The organism is Joostella atrarenae (genome assembly GCF_021764745.1).
In the GTDB taxonomy this organism is placed as follows: Bacteria; Bacteroidota; Bacteroidia; order Flavobacteriales; family Flavobacteriaceae; genus Galbibacter; species Galbibacter atrarenae.
Map to the genome: position 1 here is coordinate 35,928 of NZ_JAETXX010000014.1, position 19,282 is coordinate 55,209.

Here is a 19,282-nt window from a genome sequence, read left to right on the forward strand (position 1 = left end):
TATTTTATCTGTATTTTTTTCGATAATTACCTGGAGAAGTGTTTTTTAACTCTTTAAATTTTCGAAAAAAGAAGGGAGGAGATTCAAAACCACAAGAGAAAGCTATTTGAGAAATAGGTTCTTCAGTGTGTATTAACATTCTAGTTGCAATATGAATTCGATATTCGGTTAAAAAGGTAAAAAAAGATCGCCCCATCATTTTATTAAAAAATCTAGAAAAAGCCTGTTCAGATAGACCAACAAGCTTACTAACCTCTTTTAGGTATATTTTTTCATTATAAGAACTAGCAATGAATTCATGAACTTTATTCATTCTGCTTGTATGTACAACAGATATATCTTTTGTGAAATTAGTATTGCAGATTTCTTTTTGAGGAATCGTTGTTAAACGATTTAATATTGTAAGAAGGCCAAGATATAAATCGCTGCCTTTTTTGGTAGGAAGTTTTTTTATTTCCTGAATAATATCTAGACTATTTTTCTTGTCAAAAAGTATCCCTTTAGAAGCTTTATATAACATTTCGGACACATTATTCAGCTCAGGTATATTTTTAAATGCTATATCATCCCATTGAATAACGTAGGATTTTGATTTTGAATTAGGATCTAAGATATTTTTCCAACAATGAGGAACGTTTGATCGTATAAGAACCAGTTCCCCTGGTTCATAGGCTCCAGCAAAATCTCCAATAAATTTTGTACCATAACTACTTTCTATGTACGTAAGTTCATGCTGTGGATGAAAGTGCCATGGAGTCTCAAAATTATCTTCTTCGTACTCAAAAGCAATTATAGTTTGTTCCATTCCTAATTGGAGAGACTCTAATATTGGCTTCATAACTAACAAAACTATTTTTATTAAAATAACTTATACAGTCGTAAATATATTTATTATTTAGTTTAAATGACATAATAGTTTACTTTATTGAGATAAAAGGATATAAAAAAAAGCTGTAATTGATTGATATTTGATTTACTAAACAACATATAATTAAACAAAATCATTATGTCATCAAGTGACTTTAAAGATCCCTTTGGGGAAGCCAGAGTACTAAAAGGTTATGGAGAAATGAACGATCAGCATGATCCAGTGGTGATGCTATTAAGGCATAAAGATGTAAGAAAAGGAGCCCATGATTGGAAAACTTATAGTTCTCAAGCAGAACCAGGAAGAATAGTAGTTCCTTCTGAAGTTTCTATAAGAGACACTCGACAGATTCCTTTTGAAGTAGACCCGCCAGTGCATGGCGATTATAGGACGTTAGTAGCCCCTTGGTTTAAAAGACCTCTTGAAGATGAATATCAAAAAAGGTTAGAAGAGATTATAAGTGAAGCCTTAAAAGGTAGTCTTTCCAAAAAGAGCATAGATGTAGTAACTGAACTAGCATTACCAATTCAATCTAGAGCCTTGACTTTATTACTAAATGTTCCCTATTATGAAGCTGAAAAATGGATATCATGGGGAACTCATGTTTTTCGTAGTGAAGGAGAAGCTTTAGACAAAGAAAAAGCATTTATCCTATATGATTATATTGATGAAGAGATAGATAAAGCAATAAAAAATCCCAGCAATGATTTATATTCTATGTTGTTAGCATCCGAAGTAAATGGGGAAAAGCTAACTAAAGAGGAGGTTAAGGGAGTTATGATTTTAACTTTTGCAGGAGGTAGAGATACAGTTATTAATGCTATAACTAATACGATAGCATACTTTGCAGAGAATCCTTCATCATTATACCACCTTAAGGAAAATCCAGATATTATAAATAATGCAGTAGAAGAATTAGTACGCTATTTCTCACCATTAACACATATGGGAAGAGAAGTAACCAAAAATACCTCCGTTTGTGAGCATGCAATTAAAGCAAATAGCAGGATTTCATTATGTTGGGCTTCTGCTAATAGAGATGAGAATGTATTTGAAGATGCTAATACCGTTAAGTTAGATAGAAAGTTAAATCCACATGTAGGCTTTGGTTTTAGTCACCATAATTGCTTGGGTGCTACTCATGCTCGTCAAATATTAAGAACGTTACTTAAAGTTTTTTTACTAGAAGATGTGTCAATTCAGGTATTAGATTCAGAAGAAAACATTGAACAGTTAGGAGATTTTAAAAGAAAAGTAGGTTTTAATAAGCTACAAGTGCAATTCAGTAAAAAATAATATAAAATGGCAAAGGTTACATTTATAACGAGTGATAATAACACAATAACTTTAGAAGCAGAAAGTGGTTCTGTAATGGAGTTGGCAGTAAATAATAATATTAAAGGAATTGATGGTGATTGCGGAGGTGTTTGTTCTTGCGCTACATGCCATGTACACGTGGACCCTATGTACTTTGATAAAATTGAAGAAGCTTCAGAAATAGAAAAAGATATGTTAGAATTAGATGATAACGTAAATCAGTATAGTCGATTGTCTTGTCAACTACAAATAAGTGAAGACTTGGATGGAGTTATTTTAACAGTTGCAAAATAAATTACACTCTCTTCGGATGAAAAATAATAAAGAGGTTTGTATAATAATAGGAGCGAGTCACGCAGGTGTTAATTGTGCCTTTGCGTTGCGTAAGGAAGGTTGGCAAGGCGATATTATTTTATTAGATTCAGATCCAGAATTACCATATCATAGACCCCCATTATCAAAAACTTACCTAAATGATTCTGCAGCTATTTTACAACCATTAAAATCATTGGAAAGCTATACTAAAGATGGAATAAAGTTAATTTTAGGGAAAGAAGTAACAGCTATTAACTCCAATATAAAGCAACTGAAATTAAATGACGGTTCTACTTTAAATTATGATAAATTAGTTCTCGCAACTGGAGCTAAACCAATTATACCACCGATAGAAGGATTGAGAAATTCTAATATGACTTTTACGCTAAGAACAGCAGCAGATATAACAGAAATAAAGAATACACTTTCTAAGGCTAAAAGAAAAAGAGTAGCAATAATAGGAGGCGGGTATATTGGATTAGAGACTGCAGCTTCTCTAAATAAGATGGGAGCTGAGGTTACAATTTTGGAACGCGAATCTAGAATTTTAGCTAGAGTTACTTCTATATATATTAGTAATTTCTTTCAAGAATTGCATAGGTCTAATAAGGTTGATATTCAGTTAGGAAAGAATGTTTCGATTGTAGAAAACAGCGATGACTCTATTTGCATTCATTGCAGTGATGCTACAAAGCTAGATGTAGATATTTTAATTCTGGGAGTAGGGGTAATACCTAATTGCGAAATAGCTAGCAAAGCAGGTTTGAATGTAAAGGATGGTATCTTGGTCGATGAGTTTACAAGAACATCTAATAGATATATTTATGCTATTGGAGATGTAAGTAATCATTATAATAAACATTACGGATATAATATTCGTGTTGAGTCTGTTCAGAATGCAGTTGAACAGTCTAAAATAGCGGCAGCAAATATCACTGGAAAGAAAATAGAGTATAATACAGTGCCTTGGTTCTGGTCTGATCAATTCGATGTAAAGCTTCAAATAGTAGGATTAGCAAATGGATATACAGATATAGTTATTAGAGAAGAAAACCTTGAAAAGAATATAATATCTGTTTGGTACTTTAATAAAGATATATTGTTAGCTGTTGATGCTATTAATAATGCAAAAGCATACGTTTTTGGGACTAAATTTATTAAAGACAATTTGGTGATTGATAAAAAAAAATTACGAGATATTTCTATACCAATTAATAAAGACTTGATTGTTGGTTAAAGGTTTACATAAAAGCATTAAAAAAGCTCATAATTGACTATGAGCTTTTTTTTATACATAATAAATGGTTTCGTTATCTAAAATGGTAATAGATATAGATTACAATGATAACAATTGCAATACCAAAAAACTTTATGTATTTGTAGGGAGTTATATCGACCTTTTGCGTATAAGTTAATTTGAATGCTGGTTCCAAAGGATATAGTTTTCCAATTATCAGCATTATTCCTACGTTAGTTATAAATATAATAGCTTGTACATGAAGAAAATGAGGCATCATCTTTTCATCCAAAATAAAATATTTTAAAAACAGATATATCAAGTATAAAATAACACCAGAGACTATACCTATTTTAGCAGCAATAGCTGGTACTTTTTTAGTAAAATATCCCACTACAATTATAGAAAGAATAGGTATTGTATAGCAACCATTTACTTCTTGTAGATATCCAAACAAGCCTTGTGGCGCTTTAGCAATTAGTGGAGCAATTATCATGGCTGCTATCGCCAAGAGTACACCAAAGTACTTACCATTTCTTATAACATCAATATCTGATGCATTTGAATGAAAATATTGCTTGTAAAAATCAATACTAAATAGAGTGATAGAACTATTGAGTGCACTATTGAAAGAACTTAAAATGGCTCCAAATAAAACTGCAGCAAAAAAACCTATTAAAACTGTAGGGAGCACTTTATTTACTAATAACGGATATGCTTGGTCTGGAGTTTCTATATTCCCTCCAAAAATGTAGTAAGCAATGATCCCAGGTAAAACAACAATTAATGGGCCTAATATTTTAATGAAAGCAGCCAGGAGTAGTCCTTTCTGTCCTTCTTTTAAGTTTTTGGCAGCTAAAGCACGCTGAATTATCGCCTGATTGGTACCCCAATAAAATAGTTGAACTAACATAAGACCTGTAAAAATGGTGCTAAAAGGAACCGAACTATTACTATCTCCCATTGCTTTGAATCTTTCAGGAGCTTCTCTAAGTAGTATTTCTGTCCCGTTAAATATAGAACCATCACCAATATACATTAGTCCGAAAACTGGAATCATAAGACCGCCTATCAATAAGCCAATAGCATTGATGGTGTCTGAGATAGCGACAGCCTTCAGCCCTCCAAAAATTGCATATATAGAACCAATAGTGCCAATACTCCAGACACAAATCCATAGTGCTGTGTTTTCAGAAACGTTTAAAAGCTCAGGGATGTTAAACATAGTGCTTATTGCTAGTGACCCTGAGTAGAGAACAATGGGGAGTAAAATAATAATGTAACCTAGTAAGAATAATCCTGAAGTAATAGTTTTAGTAGTATTGTCGTATCTCTCAGCTAAAAACTCAGGAAGGGTGGTAATACCACCTTTTAAATATTTAGGTAATAAATACATCGCTGTAAATACCATAGCAATAGCAGCTAGAGTTTCCCATGCCATGACTAAAATCCCTTCAGAATATGCTTGGCCGTTTAAGCCTACTATTTGCTCTGTAGATAAGTTAGTGAGTAGTAAAGACCCTGCAATAACACCTGCAGTTAGTGATCTTCCTCCTAAAAAATACCCGTCACTTGTGTTCTCATTCGTTTTTAATGTAGCAACATATGAAATAATAGCAACTAGAAGTGTGAAACCAATAAAAGTAAGTAAAATCATAGAAGTAAAAAGGTTATAGATTTTTTTTAAGATATTTCATCATTTCAATATTTAACTCCCATTGATCTATTATTGGCTTTGAAGAATTTGTAATTGTTTGCATATATGGAATTGGACCAAATTCTGGACAGATATAAAAGGTTTCAATCCCTTTTTTTATTGCTTTCTGAAGAATCTCTTGCCACCATTTAAAGAATGTCTCCAAATAAACTTTATTTTCTTCTGCAAATGGAGCATGTACTTGTGAGCGTTGTGTGTCTGCTACCCGAGCATGAAAATAATGACTGTTATCAGTAGCTTTACTAAGACTTTCCTGTTGGTCGTGAAGTAACGTTTCTGATACTACTGTCCAATGGCTGAAGTCTGCTGTAAGCTTTAAATTTGGATATATTTTTTGAAAATTACTAAAGGATTGAGCACAGTAATTGAATCTTCCTCTATGAGTTTCATGATATACAGGAACGTTTGTTTCCTTTTCAAAAAGAAATATTCTTTCTAAAATTTTTGTATTTTCTTCTAACGTATAAAAATCTCTGCCTGTATGCGAGTTAATAAAAATAGGATTAAACTCAACGAGTTTGTATAACCTTTTTTCTAATCGTTTTATATATGAATCTACTGACTCGTTTAGTGGTTCTAACCACTGCTGACTAATAAGTTCTATGCCTGATGTAGGGAGTATTTTTTTAAGATCATTCTCAAAACTTGAACTTTCTGGAATATTCATTTCTACAGCATCATATCCAGCTTCTTTTACTTTCTTAATAAAATCTTTTGCAGCAATACCTTCTTGTCCCCAAAATGGACATACGTATTTAATATTCATTCCTAATTATTTTTATTATTAACCAAGTTGAGTAAATTTTAATGATTGGCACGTATTAGTTTGATATTTTCTATTGTTGCTGATATTAAGGTCTCGATTTCCAGATAATCAAAGTTTCCATCATTATCTTTTTTAATTAAGTTGGATCCCATACCTACACAGCAAACACCTGCATTAAACCATTTTTTGAGATCTTCTTTTTCGGTAGACACACCTCCTGTAGGCATAATTTTTGTCCATGGTTGAGGTCCTTTTATGGCTTTTACAAATTCGGCGCCATAGATAGCACCAGGAAATAATTTTATTATTTCGCAGCCCAGTTCTTCGGCAGCAGCGATTTCAGTAAGGCTTCCACAACCTGGCATCCAAAGTACTTTTCTACGATTACATACTTTAGCTATATCTTCTCTAAAAACAGGAGTTACAACGAAATCTGCACCTAATTGCATATAAAGAGATGCTGCTGCTGCATCTGTAATAGAGCCTATACCTAATAACATTCCAGGTAGCTCATGGTTAGCATATTTTACTAAAGCTTCAAATACCTCATACGCAAAGGCACCACGAGCTGTAAACTCTACAGCTATAGCACCACCTTCATAACAAGCCCTAACAATGTTTTTGGCTGTTTGTATATCGTTGTGATAAAATAATGGTACTAATCCTGTAGTGGTTAATTGTTGGGCAACCTCTATACGGTTTGTTGGTTTCATGATGTAAGTTTTGAGTGTTTATCGTGCTACTAAAGCAGCTTCATTTCCAGAAATCAATTTTTCAACTTCAGTGATACTAACTAAATTATAATCTCCAGATATAGAATGTTTTAAGCAGCATGCGGCAGCTGCAAAATCTATAGCGTATTGAAAATTGTTCGGTTTTGAGAGAAGTCCAAATATAAGACCTCCCATAAAGGCGTCTCCACTTCCTACGCGATCTATAACAGGAATAACCTCCCGTAGCGTAGCTTTAATAACTTCTTTCCTATTATACATAATACCACCAATTTTTTGGTGAGAAGCATTAATTGAGTAGCGTAGGGTAGTAGCCATGATTTTTATGTTCGGATATTTTTTAAGCACCGCATCATAAAGCTTAGACACTTCTTCTATGTTATTATAATCAGGGGTCATTCTTTTTTGTCCTGTTACTAAACATGCCGTATCAATATCACCTAAAAGTATATCGGTATATTGTAAAAGTTTAGGCATTACATCTTTAGGTTTTTTACCGTATTTCCACATTTTGGAGCGGTAATTTATATCACATGAGACTGTAATATTCCTTTTTCTCGCCTGCTTTATTGCTTCTAAGCATATAGCGGCTGTATTTTCTGAAATTGCTGGAGTTACACCGCTCCAATGAAACCATTGAGCATCTTTAAAAACCATTTCCCAGTCAATTTCATCTATTTGTATTTCGGAAAAAGAAGAACCTTCTCTATCATAAAGTACATTACTAGCGCGTGATGATGCTCCAGTTTCAAGAAAATACATTCCAAGTCTATTTCCTCCCGTACATATAAAATCAGTACCAACATTTTTTCTTCTAATCTCTTCCATACTCCTTGTGCCCAATTCATTATTGGGTATTTTGGTTATAAACTCGCTTTTAATTCCAAAATTAGCTAAGGAGACAGCAACATTAAATTCACTTCCGCCAAAAGAGGCTAAAAATGAATTCGCTTGTGATAAACGTAAATGTCTTTCAGTTGATAGTCGGAGCAAAAATTCTCCGAACGTAATTACTTTTTTCAAGGATTGTATATTTATATTAATAGCTTGTCTATGCCTATAAATAAAGACTTAGACAAGCTATAGATAGTATTTTATTTAATTTTATGGTCTCAAAGAAGCTTCGGATACGCTTAAATTATCCATGTAAAAACTTATTGTTTCTGCATTTGCTTCGTTAAATCCTCTTATTTGAAATGTTTTATCTCCTGATTGGCTAAATTCTACAAAAGTCGAGCTATATACCCATTCTCCAGTTTTAAAATCAGTTGAAAAGGTTGGATTACCAGCTACAGCCCAATCAGTATCAGGGAACCAGAAAAACCTTAAATCTGGAGCCGAACCAGAAGGATCGTTATTTCCTAAACTAGTTACATATACCCAAACTCCAATCTCATATGTTTTTCCTGCTTCTACAGGAAAAGTAATTTCGTTTCCTGCATTATCCTTATGCCCTATAATCATTCCTCCAGCAGGATTCATTTCTATATAAGCACTGCTAGTACCATTTTGTGCTTGTGAGTTAGAGATGCTTAGTGTATATCCATCCCAAGGTGCTCCCCAAAACATATATGGCCAATTAGTTGCAGATGAATTTTCAAAGCTATAATCATATTCTGAAGATTCTTTTAAAATATTTACCTTGTTAAAGATTACTTGCTGTTCGATAAAACTATCTGCTTTAACTCCATCTAATGTTGCCATATTACCAGGAGTATATGATATTTTGATAATATCATCATTATAAATTTGTTCTCCTTCTAAAGAAATTAAAATAATGTTTCCTTCCTCATTGTCTACAGTTATAGAACTTATCATAGGATTTAAAACAGTGGTACCATTTTCTAGAGATATTGTAAAATCGCTACTATTTAATGTAGAAGCATCCATTTCTCTACTATAAACTAACGCAATTTTCCCATTTTTATCTGTAACTTTTTCTAAATCAACAGGGTCAGTAGAAGGAATTACTTTTATCAGATTTTTTAACGTTATAGTGTCACCACCAAAAGGTCTTTCTCTTGTAGCAGAAAAAGTAAGGTCATATACACCTTGCTTTTTATATTTAACATCTACTTCTGTATCTTCCCCTTCAAAAGTAGTTGGATCACCACCTTCAAAATTCCATATAAATTCTTCAGGTTCTCCTTCTGTACTATATGTAAAACGAACAGATCTACTTGCTGTAACTTCATTTTCAGCATTATCATTCATTTTTAGTGCAGCACCTATAGTTCCATCTTTATTTATATAATTAGCTTTAATACTGCTATTTACTTTGCTTAGTACGGTAATTACTATAGTGGTGTCTAATTCTTTTCCCTTCAGGCTGGTTCCAACATAAGCATCTTTCTTAAATACTTGATGCAATTTAACATCGTGTTGTCCCGTTTTTTTGAAAATAACTTTAAGGTTCTCTTCTGAAGAGTTTATATCGTCCCCAGCGTTTAATATATCTGCAACTCCTTCTGGGAAAGTCCACAACCTTGATGATACCCCTGGAGAAATATCTCCAAAGGAAATATCATTATTTACTTCAATTTTGTTTTCAAAATCCATTTCAGAAGTAAAAACAACACGGTGACTAGGTTCAATTAATTCGATGTCTTCATCATCACTACAAGAAGCGATAAAAAGAGAAATAACCATACCGAGCCATAGTATTTTATTTATATATAGTGGTTTCATGTTAGTCTTTTTAATTATTAATTTGATCATTAGTTTGAAGTTCCTGTGAAGGAATTGGCAGGTAATTATGAGCTTCTGGAGTATAGTTATCAGCAGCTAAAAAGAAGTCTGGTCTAATACGTTCTTTAATAAAAAGTGGCGCTACACCATCTTCGGAAATTTCTAACTCTTCCAAATGATTTCCTCTCCATACTTCATCAGCTCTTAATTTTTGGAATACTTCATTGACTATTCCCCAACGTACTAGATCTTTCCATCGATGACCTTCATAACAAAGTTCCAATGGTCTTTCAACACGTTGAATATGTGTCATAACGTTATCTGCATTTGCTACTACTAATGGTTGTGAACCATTCACTTGAACACTTATATGTAATTGTGGAAATTTACCTCCATTTTCATCCATATACTGTTGTAAAGTTTTTACACCAGCTCTACTTCTTACCATATCAATGTAGGTTATGGCGGTATTGTAATCTCCTGATGCATTTATAATAGCCTCGGCATACATCAGATAGACATCAGCCAAACGTATATGCCTAAAATTAATACCAGATCTAGAGTTCGTGTCTTCTGATTTTAAATCATACCAATTAGTGAATTTTTTTATATAAGCACTTTGACCAAAGGCCCAACCACCTTTTTCACCAATTTCTAAACCATAGTAAAGACCATCTCCATTGATAGGAACAATACTAGAATTCATTCTCTTTGAAAAAGTATTACCATCATTGACACTATTAGTTGGATCAATTTCATCATTTACAAATAATTCATGCAAATAATAAGTAGGAATAAGGGTGTTATATCCACCAAAATTTAATTGCCCAAAAGCATTTGCCATTGTGGATGCTTCAGCACCAGTTTCGCTTGGAGTATCATCTACTGCAGCACCAGGAACACCAGGTCTTAATTCATCGGAATAGGCAACTTCAAATATAGATTCGCTATTAAATTCATTGAGATCTGTAAAGTTGTCCATAATATCTGGAGTTAATGCATAGATATTAGAATCTATTACCTCTTTAAATAGTGAAGCAGCTTGAGACCAATTTTTTGAGTATAAATAGTTCTTTGCTAATAAAGATGTTGCTGCACCCCAAGTTGCTCTTCCTTCATCTTCTGCACTCCATTCTAAAGGCAAATTATTTCTTGCGAATTCTAAATCAGGAATTATTACTTGGTTATTTACTTCTTCAATTGAAGAAAATGGTTGATTTAATTCTTCGTCAGTTTCCGCTACTTTAGTATGTATAATAGCACCATTATAGGTGTTAGCTATTTGGAAATAATAAAATGCTCTTAAAAACTTAGCTTGTGCTTCAATCTCTACTTTACTATTACCAGTAAATTTTGAGTCGTCTGCATCTTGAATGTATTGAATAACTTGATTTGCTCGAAACACACCAATGTATAGTTCATTCCATTTGTTTGTAACATAGTATGTAGCGTCGGTAAATGTAAGGTTTCTAAAAGCTGAAGGACGGTACCAAGATTCTGTCCCAGCGATGTCTCCCATAGCCATTTCATATTGTAATTCTCCACCGCTGACATTTTGGAATTGTAATGCTCCATAAGCAGCTGTTAATCCACTATTAAACTGTTTCTCAGTTTCCCAAAAGGTATCTGTCGTAATAGCGTTTGGATTTTCAAGCTCTAAAAACTTATCTTCATCACAACTGCTAAAAGTTAGCAAAGTAATAATAGATAGTGCTGTTATATGTTTTCTATATATTTTCATAATAAATTAATGATCTAATTTTAAAAGTGTAATTGTACTCCAAGTAAAAATTGTCGTGCTACAGGATAATTTCCCCTATCAATTCCTCTTGTAAAAATTCCATCTCCACCTACCTCTGGATCGTATCCATTATAATTAGTGAAAGTAAATGGGTTTGTTGCAGAAATATATAGTCTAGCAGACTCCATACCCAAAGTAGGAATGTCTTTTATAGTATATCCTAAACTCATGTTTCTAATTCTTAAATAGGTACCATCTTCTAGAAAATAGTCTGATCTTGCTCTGACATTGTTATGTAGCGCGTCTTCACGATCCGTAGGAACATCAGAATTTGGATTTTGCGGAGACCACATATAATATTGTTCTAGATGTCTTCCTTGAGTGTAAGCATAATAGCGAGCACCATTATATATCTCGGCACCCTGAGAATAATAACTTTGTATGTAGAAATCGAAATTTTTATAGTCTACATTTAAGCTTAAACCAGCTTCAAATTCTGCCTGTCCTGAACCAGAATAGACACGATCGTTATCATCGATAACATTATTTCCGTCTGTATCCTTATACATCATGTCCCCTAATTGTGCACTTGGATTGATGGTTTTATATGCGTCTAATTGTTCTTGAGTTTTAATAACTCCATCATTCTGCACTAAGAAGAAAGAACCAGCTTCGTATCCTTCTGCTAAATATGTTGTATAGTCAATATTAGGTCCTAATGAAACAGCAGGTCTACCATTGGCATAACCTCTTTCAATTCCATTTAAGTCCGTTACTTCATTTTCATTTTTAGTAAACGTTCCGCTTATAGTATAACCAAAATCTCTATTTTCAGATCTATGTTTATAGCTTAAAGCTAATTCAATTCCCTTATTAACCATATTACCAGCATTAACCACCTTTGTATCATAAACACCGTCTGCTCGAGGCTGGTATGTACCTGTAGATGCTGGAAGACGCTCTTCTAAGAGCATATCTTCTTTTAGGTTTTCATATAAATCTAAAGTGAAATTAAATTTGTTTTTAAACATGGTTAGATCAAGTCCTATGTTTTTAGATACTGTAGTTTCCCATTTTATATCTGGATCTACATACGTACGTTGTGTTAATCCGTAGTTTAATTCTTCATTAGCTCCAAAAGGGTAATTAACACCGCTTTCGATAACTGGAATGTAGGAATATGAAGAAATGTTTTGGTTTCCTAACTCAGCCCAACTTAATCTTAGTTTTAGTTGATTAATGAAAGTTACATTTTCAAAAAATTTCTCTTCATGGATATTCCAACCAGCTGAAAATCCATAAAAATCTCCATATCGGTTACTTTCCGAAAATCTTGAAGAACCATCTCTTCTATAACTTGCAGATAATAAGTATTTTTCATCAAAATTATATTGAACTCTACCTAGTTTACCAGCTAATCTTCTTTCATCATTATAAGTGTTTGGTAAAATAGCTTCACTACCAGATCCTAATGTCTGAGATCCATTTCCAGATTCTTCGCTATAAATAACACCAGTACCCAATGTTTTAGAAATAAACTTCTCGTATGAGAGCACAGCTAATAAATCTAAATTATGTTTCCCAAATGATTTTTTATAGGCTAATTGGTTTTCTATAACATCTCTTTCAGTCCAAATAAAGTCTTCGTTTAATATAGCTTGCTCTCTAGAAGCTGTAGGATTTAGTCCTTCTGTATCATATACTAAATATTGTGGTTGAAAAAATTTGCGACGATACTCCCAAGTATTTCTACCAAGATTAACTTTATAAGTAAACCCATCGAATATTTCATATTGAAGGTTTGCTGCAATATTTACACTCTCGGTGTTGCGCTTATCAATATTTTCTAATTGTTGTGATAAGTAGCTATATAAAATGGCATTTCTTACGGGAATCTCCACACCATTTCCACCAACAGTTTGTAGTCCATCCAATGGCGGTTGCCATGGTCTTTGTGCGATTGCATACTCATAAAGAGCCCATGGCTCTTGTTCTGTATTTTCGTCTGTATATCCAATAGTTGCAAAAGCTTTAAAACGTCCTTTTCTATATTCTCCTGTTAACCTCGTAGTAAGTCGGTTAAATCCTGAATTAATTAAAACTCCTTCTTGATCGAAGTAATTTGTATTAAAACTAAGCGAGAGGTTCTCACTTCCACCAGAAACTCCTAACGTGTAATTTCTTATGGTAGCTCCATCATTTTGGACACCATCAACAAAATCAGAATCATAATCTAATGCATTAGGATTAAAGAAAAATATTAATGGGTCTCTTCCTAAAGCTTCAAGCTTTATTTCCTCCTCATACATTTGTTGTTGTGTATTCATTAAGGGAGTTCCAGAAGTGATATCTTGAATACTAGTATAAGTACTAAAGTCTACTTTAATGCTTCCTGCTTTCCCTTTTTTTGTAGTAATGAGCACAACACCATTAGATGCTCGCGTACCATAGATAGATGCAGCAGCTCCATCTTTTAAAATATCTATGGTTTGTATTAATTCTGGAGAGATATTTGGATTTCCTTCATATGGAATCCCATCCACAACATATAATGGCCCTAATGCATTTGCACTTACAGAACCAAGCCCTCTAATTTGTACATTAGCAGCTTCTCCAGGTCTACCACTACTAGCTTGAATATTTACCCCAGCCACTTGACCTTGTAATGCAGTACCTAGATCGGAGGTTGCTGTTTTTTGAATAATATCATCTCCAACACTAACAACAGCTCCAGTTACTTCTTTCTTTTTTTGAGTACCATAACCTACCACAACAACTTCCTCTAAATCTGAAGCATCTATTTCTAGTGATACATCAATAGTACTTTTACCATTAATAGGTATTTCTTGACTTTTAAATCCGATATAACTAAAAGTTAGTACATCATCTTTAGTTACAGTTAAACTATAGTTACCATCAAAGTCAGTTACGGTACCGTTAGTTGTTCCTTTTACCATGACATTCACTCCTCCTAATGGCATGTCATCTGTTTTAACATTTCCGTTAACCTTAATGCTTTGTGCATAGGTGAGGGTAACACTAAATAACAAAACCCATAAGAGTATTTGTGATTTAAGTTTCCTTTCTACAGGTAATTTAATTTTCATAAATTGTTAGTTTTAGTTAATTACCTACAAATGTTGTTAATATTACCTTAAACATGCTTTAAATTAACTAGACAAGAACTGAACAAAACTGTACAAATTTTTAAAAACAACTAGATTTCAAATGAACAATAATTTAGCTTTATAATTACAACTAACTGTTAGTTAGTTTCTTGTGTTTATTTTGCGTAGGTTTTTGATTTTAAGTAACTATACTTTTTATTTAAAAGTGCTTGATTAGTAATTAGAATTGATTGATAAAGTCTTCTAGATTATCCTCTCTATTTAAGTTCAATTTTTTTCTGAGTCTATATCTAGATGTGTGTACACTTTCTACAGAAATACCTAATAAACGAGCCATGTCTTTACTCGCAAAATTTAGACGAACCAATGCGCATATTTTTTGATCTGTTTGACTAAGTTGCGGAAACTTATCTTTTAAATTATCATAGAAACTTTGATTGATAGCAGTGAATCTAACTTCAAATTCAGACCAATTTTTTGAAGGACTTCCTTGAAATCTTTTTAAAGCTCGTAGTATAACTTTTTTGTTAAGAGCTTCATCTGTTCCTTCAATTTTCTTTTGGATACCTGCAATGAACTCATCTTTTTCTATGTGACGGAGGGAGGCTTGTGTGAGTTCTTTATTTTTTAATTCTAGTACTTCATTTTTTTTCTGAAGTTTTAATTTTTGTTTTTCTGAGAGAATCCTTTTCTCATTTTTATGCTTAAGTTTTATTTGTCTTATTAAGATAAATCCATAGAAAATGATTGAAATAATTACGATTACTAAAATGATAGATTTTAACAACCAAATTTTATCTTCTTGCTCGTAATTTTCTAAAAGTTGTGCATTTAGGGCATCTTCTTGCTTTTCTTTTTCAATTCTATATTGATCTTTTATTTCTATAAGGTGTTTGCTATTTTCACTTTTTAATCCAAAAATCTTATTGTTTAATTCAGTTTCTTTATTTAAATATTGGAAAGCGACTTTGTAATTTTCCTTTTGTAAATAAATATTCTTTAGTCCTTCGTAGGCTTTTAGCTGGTAATTTAAATGACTTTTGCTGTTTTCGGAGAGCTTTAGAGATGATTTATATTCCTCTAAACTTAAATCGTATTTTTTCATCATTCTATATACGTCTCCTTTCAGCACATGTATTACTACAAGATAGGTCTTGGAATTTTTGGAGAAATACTTTTGGCAGCTATTTAACTTCGAAATGGATTCTTTAAAATTACCATTGGTAGCATCTAAAAAACCTTCTTCTGCTTTAATGTAATAGCTTTCATAATTGGGACTAATTCTATTTTTCCATATTCTGCAAGAATCTAAATAATTACTTGCTTGTTTATACTCTTTATTTACTCTATGTAAGTTGAGAATTGAAAAATAATCACTTAGTACATATTCTTTAACGTTTGGATTTTTTTGAATTAACTCTTTTCTAATTTTAATAGCTCTATTAAAGTATTCTAATGCTTTTTCGTCTCTCTTGTAGAAACTATAAAGCCATCCAAGTTCATTATAAATTTTTGCTATGGATGCGCTATCTTTAGTTTTATCTGCTAGGAGTAACGCTTTCCAGTAACCATCATAAGATTTACTATAATTTAAATTATGACTGTATAAAGTCGAAAGTTCCATTAATGCATTTATGGCACTAATAGTATCATTACTTTTTAAATTTTCATTAATTTTCTTCTGAAATAAAACAGCCGCGCTATCTGGATTCGTATGGATTAACTTTCTCGCAAGAACCAATGTGGTATTTTCTTGTCTATTAGATTGAGCTAGTATGTTGGTGCTTATCAGAATTAATACTAGAGATAGAATTACTTTTTTTAAATTATCCATTCGCTATATAGGTGTTTGTTTGTATGTATTCAATGGTTATGTGGGGACTATTTTATTTAGTTGATAATTTATTTATCAAATTTATATCGAGTTGCTAATTGTTAGCATTAAACATTGTTTTTCTTTTTCTGCCTACAAATAAAATAAATGTCTAGTTAATATCGATGCTAAACTTTAGCATGTCTAGTTTTTGTCTAGTAAATTTTAACAAAAATCATCGAGGTTTGATAGAAATTTGGTCTTCAAACCAAAACTAATACATCGATGAATATTTACAAGAGTCTCTCTTTTTACAATCTCTTCAATTTTATTGTTAAGTCACTTTAAATATCTATAAGGTGATAATTAGTTCAAGATTTTACTAAAAATAGTATTGAGTAGAAATGAAAAAGAATAATATATACATAGGAATTTTACTGTTTGTTGCGATTGTTGCTTTATCAATGATTCCGTGGAAATCAGAAAAAGATATCAAAACAAAAAAGTTAGACTTTAATTTAGGTTGGCAGTTTCATTTATCTAAAACAGATGTTGCAATTGCTGAAATTAAAGAAGATAGCTGGCAAAATATCCAATTACCACATGATTGGGTAATTAAAAAAGAATTTGACTCTAGCCTAGCTTATAATGCAAAGGCCACAGGTTATTTAGATGGAGAAGGTTATGGGTATTACAAAAAAATGTTCCCTACTGAAGTAACTAACAAAGAATCTTGTTTTATTCTTTTTGATGGAATATACAATAATAGTGAGGTTTATATTAATGGTAAAAAGCTAGGTAGCCATCCATATGGTTACTCTCCATTTTATTATGATCTAACAAACTATCTTAAACCATTAGGCGCATCTAACACAATAGAAGTTAAAATTGATCATTCCCGTTTTGCAGATAGTAGGTGGTATACAGGAGCAGGCATATATAGAAATGTGACATTAATCAGAACTTCAAAATTACATGTGCCAGTATGGGGAGTAAATATTTTTACTCCATCAATAAGTAAAGACAGTGCCAAAGTTAATATAGAATTAGAGCTAGAAAACCATTTTCAAGAGGATAAAGCATTTAATCTTACTACTGTTATTTATGACAATCAGGATAATGAAGTCTCTAGAATTAGTGATGATAAGAATATAGAATCCCAATCCAATCAAAAATTAATACAAGTAGTCAATATAGACAATCCTAATCTTTGGAATATTGAATCACCTCACCTTTATAAAGCTGTAACAACTATTACTAGCGATGGCGAAGTATTAGATATTACTAAGGAAAAGTTCGGAATAAGATCAATCGACTTTGATGCTAAACGTGGTTTTTTTCTTAATGGAAAGAATATGAAAATAAAAGGCGTATGCCTTCATCACGATGGAGGTCTTGTTGGAGCTGCAGTTCCAGAAGGGGTTTGGAAGCGTAGATTGAAAATATTGAAGGAAGGTGGTTGCAATGCTATTCGTATTTCTCACAATCCAGCATCAAATGAATTTCTAAACCTATGTGATGAAATGGGATTTCTAGTTCAAGATGAGCTCTTTGATGAGTGGGATAATCCTAAGGATAAAAGGTTCAATCAAAATGAACAAAAAGTTGACTATATAACAAGAGGGTATACGGAACATTTCCAAGAATGGGCAGAAAAAGACCTAAAATCCATTATTAAAAGTCATAGAAATCATCCATCAATTATTCAATGGAGCATCGGTAATGAAATCGAGTGGACATATCCGCGGAATGCTGAAGCTACAGGTTTCTTTGGAAATATGAGTTGGAAAGGAAATTACTTTTGGTCGGAACCGCCATTTACAACAGAAAAAATTAAAAATAAATTAGACTCGCTACCACATGATAAATATGACATTGCAGAAACAGCAAATAAATTGTCTAAATGGGTAAAGGAACTTGATACAATGCGCCCTGTTACTGCAAATCTAATACTGCCTTCAGCAAGTCATCTTTCTGGGTATACTGACGCTTTAGATGTTGTGGGTTATAGCTATCGTAGAGTTTTATATGATTATGGACATCTTAATTATCCTAATAAACCAATAATGGGTACTGAGAATTTAGGGCAATATCATGAATGGAAAGCCATTATGGATCGCCCATTTATTGCTGGTACTTTTTTATGGACCGGAATAGACTATATGGGAGAGATACGCGATCCTTGGCCAGTTAGAGTTCAACCTTCTGGATTATTAAATACAGCAGGTTTCCCTAGAGGGAGTTATTATATGTTCAAATCGCTTTGGACAGAAACACCTTCAATACATATTGCAACCCAAAACATAGAAAAATCATTGAATAAACTTAATGAGAAAGGGGAGATAGTTCCAAAAGATTCAGAAGCATGGAAGAAAGCATTATGGTCTTGGCAGGATGTTAATAGCCATTGGAATTATAGTAAAGATGAAATCATAAATGTTGAGTTGTATTCTAATTGTGAAGAAATTGAGCTTTTTCTAAATGATAAGAGTTTAGGTAAAAAACACCTTAAAAGTTTTGAAGACCATATCTATAAATGGGCGGTTCCATATAAAAAAGGAACTCTAAAAGCAATAGGAACTAAGGAAGGAGAGGTTGTTAAAGAATCTATCACAACTGCATTAACTGCATCACAAATAAGTATCATGGTAGATAAACAGGTTCTAGAATCAGATAATTATGATGTTGCTCATGTAGTAGCTCAGCTCTTAGATAAAAATGGTAATCCTGTTAAAGTTGATAATAGAGAATTGACATTTTCTGTAGAAGGGCCTGCAAAGATACTTGGTGTAGATAGCGGATGGATTAAAAGTGTGGAGAAATTCCAATCTAATAAAAGCACGACTTATGAGGGAAGAACACTTCTTATCATTCAAGCTCTAGATAAATCAGGTGAGATTATTATTACTGCGGAAGGAGATGGATTGAAGTCTAACCAAGAAATCATCAAAATTAAATAAG

13 protein-coding genes are annotated in these 19,282 nt (G+C 32.6%); 4 read left to right on the forward strand and 9 right to left on the reverse strand.

Annotated features, from left to right (window positions below):
* Positions 1–4 precede the first annotated feature (4 nt).
* Positions 5–838, reverse strand: coding sequence for an AraC family transcriptional regulator (locus JM658_RS15545; RefSeq protein ID WP_236960437.1), 834 nt, complete (start codon positions 836–838; stop codon positions 5–7).
* A gap of 168 nt (positions 839–1,006) precedes the next feature.
* Here JM658_RS15545 and JM658_RS15550 point away from each other — a divergent pair, with 168 nt between their 5' ends.
* The 3 genes from JM658_RS15550 to JM658_RS15560 are packed head-to-tail and all read left to right on the forward strand — an operon-like array spanning position 1,007 to position 3,737.
* Entirely contained in the window at positions 1,007–2,164 is a 1,158-nt protein-coding gene (locus JM658_RS15550; protein WP_236960440.1) for a cytochrome P450, read from the forward strand.
* Positions 2,165–2,170: 6 nt separating this feature from the next.
* Positions 2,171–2,479 (forward strand): 2Fe-2S iron-sulfur cluster-binding protein, encoded by a 309-nt coding sequence (locus tag JM658_RS15555; RefSeq protein ID WP_236960441.1) that lies wholly within the window; start codon positions 2,171–2,173, stop codon positions 2,477–2,479.
* 16 nt (positions 2,480–2,495) lie between these two features.
* Positions 2,496–3,737 (forward strand): NAD(P)/FAD-dependent oxidoreductase, encoded by a 1,242-nt coding sequence (locus JM658_RS15560; RefSeq protein WP_236960443.1) that lies wholly within the window; start codon positions 2,496–2,498, stop codon positions 3,735–3,737.
* A gap of 73 nt (positions 3,738–3,810) precedes the next feature.
* Here JM658_RS15560 and JM658_RS15565 read toward each other — a convergent pair whose 3' ends face one another.
* The 8 genes from JM658_RS15565 to JM658_RS15600 form a co-directional block, all read right to left on the reverse strand.
* Positions 3,811–5,394, reverse strand: coding sequence for a solute:sodium symporter family transporter (locus JM658_RS15565; RefSeq protein ID WP_236960445.1), 1,584 nt, complete (start codon positions 5,392–5,394; stop codon positions 3,811–3,813).
* Between the two features lie 13 nt (positions 5,395–5,407).
* Positions 5,408–6,220, reverse strand: coding sequence for a sugar phosphate isomerase/epimerase (locus JM658_RS15570; RefSeq protein ID WP_236960447.1), 813 nt, complete (start codon positions 6,218–6,220; stop codon positions 5,408–5,410).
* A gap of 38 nt (positions 6,221–6,258) precedes the next feature.
* On the reverse strand, positions 6,259–6,933 hold the full coding sequence (locus tag JM658_RS15575; protein ID WP_236960449.1) for a bifunctional 4-hydroxy-2-oxoglutarate aldolase/2-dehydro-3-deoxy-phosphogluconate aldolase: 675 nt from the start codon (positions 6,931–6,933) through the stop codon (positions 6,259–6,261).
* 18 nt (positions 6,934–6,951) lie between these two features.
* On the reverse strand, positions 6,952–7,974 hold the full coding sequence (locus JM658_RS15580) for a sugar kinase (protein WP_236960451.1): 1,023 nt from the start codon (positions 7,972–7,974) through the stop codon (positions 6,952–6,954).
* Between the two features lie 81 nt (positions 7,975–8,055).
* Positions 8,056–9,639, reverse strand: a complete 1,584-nt coding sequence (locus JM658_RS15585; protein ID WP_236960453.1) for a carbohydrate binding domain-containing protein — start codon at positions 9,637–9,639, stop codon at positions 8,056–8,058.
* A gap of 10 nt (positions 9,640–9,649) precedes the next feature.
* Positions 9,650–11,380, reverse strand: a complete 1,731-nt coding sequence (locus JM658_RS15590; protein ID WP_236960455.1) for a RagB/SusD family nutrient uptake outer membrane protein — start codon at positions 11,378–11,380, stop codon at positions 9,650–9,652.
* 20 nt (positions 11,381–11,400) lie between these two features.
* Positions 11,401–14,487, reverse strand: a complete 3,087-nt coding sequence (locus JM658_RS15595; RefSeq protein WP_236960457.1) for a SusC/RagA family TonB-linked outer membrane protein — start codon at positions 14,485–14,487, stop codon at positions 11,401–11,403.
* Positions 14,488–14,728: 241 nt separating this feature from the next.
* Positions 14,729–16,342, reverse strand: a complete 1,614-nt coding sequence (locus JM658_RS15600) for a tetratricopeptide repeat protein (RefSeq protein WP_236960459.1) — start codon at positions 16,340–16,342, stop codon at positions 14,729–14,731.
* Between the two features lie 383 nt (positions 16,343–16,725).
* Here JM658_RS15600 and JM658_RS15605 point away from each other — a divergent pair, with 383 nt between their 5' ends.
* Positions 16,726–19,281 carry a glycoside hydrolase family 2 TIM barrel-domain containing protein gene (locus JM658_RS15605; protein WP_236960461.1) on the forward strand — a complete coding sequence of 852 codons (2,556 nt, stop codon included), beginning with the start codon at positions 16,726–16,728 and terminating at the stop codon, positions 19,279–19,281.
* Position 19,282: the final 1 nt, after the last annotated feature.